This is a genomic window from Mycobacterium sp. TH-M82 (assembly GCF_057473605.1).
In genome coordinates, this window is sequence record NZ_JBYCKY010000701.1 from 1 (window position 1) to 3,735 (window position 3,735).

Below are 3,735 nucleotides of genomic sequence, written 5' to 3' on the forward strand. Positions count from 1 at the left end.
TCGCCGCGGCCATCGACGCGCTGCGCCGGCCGCAACGTCGCCGCGGCATGGCGGTGATCATCAGCGACTTCCTCGGCCCGATCAACTGGATGCGCCCACTGCGCGCGATCGCGGCCCGCCACGAGGTGCTGGGCATCGAGGTGCTGGACCCGCGTGACGTCGAGTTGCCCGACGTCGGCGACGTCATCCTGCAGGACACCGAATCCGGGGTCACCCGCGAGTTCACCATCGACGCGCAACTGCGCGACGACTTCGCCCGGGCCGCGGCCGGCCACCGCGACGACGTGGCGCACACACTGCGCAGCTGCGAAACACCGCTGCTCTCGCTGCGCACCGACTCCGACTGGATCGCCGACATCGTCCGGTTCGTCGAGTGGCGCCGTCGTGGGGCACTGGCGGGGATCTAGTGCCATGACCCTGCCGCTACTCGGGCCGATGACGCTGGCCGGCTTCGCCCACCCGTGGTTCTTCCTGTTCCTGCTCGTCGTCGGTGGCCTGGCCGCGCTGTCCATCATCATGCAGGTCGTCCGGCAGCGGCGGATTCTGCGGTTCGCCAACATGGAACTGCTGGAAAGCGTGGCGCCCAAGGCACCGACCCGGTGGCGGCACCTCTCGGCGGTCCTGCTGCTGGGCTCGCTGCTGCTGTTCACGGTCGCGATGGCCGGTCCGACGCACGACATCCGGATCCCGCGTAACCGCGCGGTGGTGATGCTGGTGATCGACGTGTCCCAGTCGATGCGCGCCACCGACGTCCAACCCAGCCGGCTGGCTGCGGCGCAGGAGGCGGGCAAACAGTTCGCCGACGAGCTGACACCGGGTATCAACCTGGGTCTGATCGCCTACGCCGGCACCGCGACCGTGCTGACGTCACCGACCACCAACCGCGAAGCCACCAAGGCCGCGATCGACAAATTGCAGTTGGCCGACCGCACCGCGACAGGGGAGGGCATCTTCACCGCGCTGCAGGCCATCGCCACGGTGGGCGCGGTGATCGGCGGCGGCGACACCCCGCCTCCGGCGCGCATCGTGTTGCTGTCCGACGGCAAGGAGACCGTGCCGTCCAACCCGGACAACCCCAAGGGCGCGTTCACCGCGGCGCGCACCGCCAAAGACCAGGGGGTTCCGGTGTCGACGATCTCGTTCGGCACGCCGTACGGATATGTCGAGATCAATGACCAGCGCCAACCGGTCCCCGTCGACGACGCCTCGCTGAAGAAGATCGCCGACCTGTCCGGCGGCAACGCCTACACCGCATCCAGCCTGGGCCAGCTCAAGGAGGTCTACGCGACGCTGCAGGACCAGATCGGCTACGAGACGATCAAGGGCGACGCCAGCGTCGGCTGGCTGCGGTTGGGCTCGCTGGTGCTGATGCTGGCGGCGCTGGTGGCGCTGCTGCTCAATCGGCGATTGCCGACGTGACGACCGATTGCAGTTTTGGGTGCAGCGCACGACGAGTCGGTTTCGGCGTTGCGCTGATGAGGCGATAAGTTGACCGGGTGACGGACACCCAGGCAGCTGCTGAAAACCACACGCGACCACCGTTCGTGTCGCGGTCGGTGCTGGTCACCGGTGGAAACCGGGGGATCGGGCTGGCGATCGCGCAGCGGCTGGCCGCCGACGGGCACAAAGTGGCCGTGACCCATCGCGGGTCCGGTGTGCCGGACGGGCTGTTCGGGTTAGCGTGCGATGTCACCGACTCCGCCGCCGTCGACGCCGCGTTCACCGCGGTCGAGGAGCACCAGGGCCCGGTCGAGGTGCTGGTGGCCAACGCCGGTGTCGCCGCGGACGCATTCCTCATGCGGATGAGCGAGGAGAAATTCGAAAAGGTCATCGACGCGAACTTGACCGGCGCATTCCGGGTAGCCCGGCGTGCGGCGCGCAACATGGTCAAGAAGCGGTTCGGCCGGATGATCTTCATCGGTTCGGTCTCCGGCTCCTGGGGCATCGGCAACCAGGCCAACTACGCGGCGTCCAAGGCCGGCCTGATCGGTATGGCCCGCTCGATCGCCCGGGAGCTTTCCAAGGCGTCGGTCACCGCCAACGTGGTGGCCCCGGGCTACATCGACACCGACATGACCCGTGCGCTGGATGAGCGGGTCCAGGCCGGGGCGCTGGACTTCATCCCGGCAAAGCGGATCGGCACCGCCGACGAGGTCGCCGGGGTGGTCAGCTTCCTGGCGTCCGAAGACGCCAGCTACATCTCCGGGGCCGTGATCCCCGTCGACGGCGGCATGGGCATGGGCCATTGAAAGGAGGGGCAGGGACCGACATGACAGGTTTTCTGGACGGCAAGCGCATCCTGGTCACCGGGATCATCACCGACTCGTCCATTGCGTTCCACATCGCCCGGGTGGCTCAGGAGGCGGGTGCGCAGCTGGTGTGCACCGGGTATCAGCGGATGCGGCTGATCGACCGCATTCTCGATCGGTTGCCGCAGAAGCCACCGCTGCTCGAGCTCGACGTGCAAGACGACAAGCACCTGGACACCCTCGCCGACCGGGTCACCGAGGTGATCGGGGCGGGCAACAAACTCGACGGTGTCGTGCACTCGATCGGCTTCATGCCACCCAGCGGGATGGGAATAAACCCGTTCTTCGACGCGCCATTCGAGGATGTCGCGAAAGGTATTCACATCTCCGCGTTTTCGTACGCATCGCTGGCCAAGGCGCTGCTGCCGATCATGAACCGCGGCGGCAGCATCGTGGGTATGGACTTCGACCCCACCCGGGCGATGCCGGCCTACAACTGGATGACGGTGGCCAAGAGCGCACTGGAATCGGTGAACCGGTTCGTCGCACGCGAGGCCGGTCCGCACGGGGTGCGATCGAACCTGGTCGCGGCGGGGCCGCTCCGGACGCTGGCGATGAGCGCGATCGTCGGCGGTGCGCTCGGCGACTCGGCCAGCGACCAGATCCGCTTGCTCGAAGAGGGCTGGGATCAGCGGGCGCCGCTCGGCTGGAACATGAAAGACGCGACGCCGGTAGCGAAGACGGTGTGCGCGTTGCTCTCCGACTGGCTGCCGGCCAGCACCGGCACGGTCGTCTACGCCGACGGCGGCGCCCACACCCAGCTGCTCTAAATGGAATTCGATGCCGTTCTGCTGCTGTCCTTCGGCGGACCAGAGGGACCCGAGCAGGTGCGGCCGTTCCTGGAGAATGTGACCCGCGGTCGCGCGGTGCCCCCGGATCGCCTTGACGCCGTCGCCGAGCACTACCGGCATTTCGGCGGGGTTTCTCCGATCAATGCGATCAACCGCGCGTTGGTCGACCAGTTGCGCACGGAATTGAATCTGCCCGTCTACTTCGGCAACCGCAACTGGCAACCTTACGTCGAGGACACCGTAGCGGCAATGGCCGACAACCGGATTCGCCGCGCTGCGGTGTTCCCCACCTCGGCATGGGGCGGGTATTCCGGCTGTACCCAATACGCCGAGGACATCGGCCGGGCGCGCGATGCGGTCGGGGAGCGCGCGCCGGAACTGGTCAAGCTGCGCCAGTATTTCGACCATCCGCTCTTCGTGGAGATGTTCGCCGATGCGATCGCCGCTGCCGCCGAGAACCTACCTGCCGGACTGCGTGATGACGCCCGGCTGGTGTTCACCGCACACTCGGTACCGGTTGCCGCCGACGAGCGGTACTGCCGGCTCTACAGCCGCCAGGTCGGCTATGCCGCAAGGCTGGTCGCCGCCGCGGCAGGATACCCGCGATACGACCAGGTCTGGCAGTCGCGCTCCGG

The 3,735-nt window shown here is 67.6% G+C and carries 5 protein-coding genes; all 5 read left to right on the forward strand.

Annotated features, from left to right (window positions below; translation table 11 throughout):
* Window positions 1–407 (forward strand): DUF58 domain-containing protein (locus AC2VON_RS20515; RefSeq protein WP_486954564.1); only part of this gene is annotated, 407 nt, incomplete at its 5' end.
* A gap of 4 nt (window positions 408–411) precedes the next feature.
* Window positions 412–1,419, forward strand: a complete 1,008-nt coding sequence (locus tag AC2VON_RS20520; RefSeq protein ID WP_486954565.1) for a VWA domain-containing protein — start codon at window positions 412–414, stop codon at window positions 1,417–1,419.
* A 77-nt stretch (window positions 1,420–1,496) separates the two neighbouring features.
* Complete coding sequence (fabG1, locus tag AC2VON_RS20525; RefSeq protein WP_486954566.1) at window positions 1,497–2,249, forward strand: 3-oxoacyl-ACP reductase FabG1; 753 nt, start codon at window positions 1,497–1,499, stop codon at window positions 2,247–2,249.
* 20 nt (window positions 2,250–2,269) lie between these two features.
* On the forward strand, window positions 2,270–3,079 hold the full coding sequence (inhA, locus tag AC2VON_RS20530; RefSeq protein ID WP_486954567.1) for an NADH-dependent enoyl-ACP reductase InhA: 810 nt from the start codon (window positions 2,270–2,272) through the stop codon (window positions 3,077–3,079).
* Window positions 3,080–3,735, forward strand: a 656-nt coding sequence (locus AC2VON_RS20535; RefSeq protein WP_486954568.1) for a ferrochelatase, incomplete at its 3' end; no start/stop codon positions are given. It abuts the gene before it with no gap.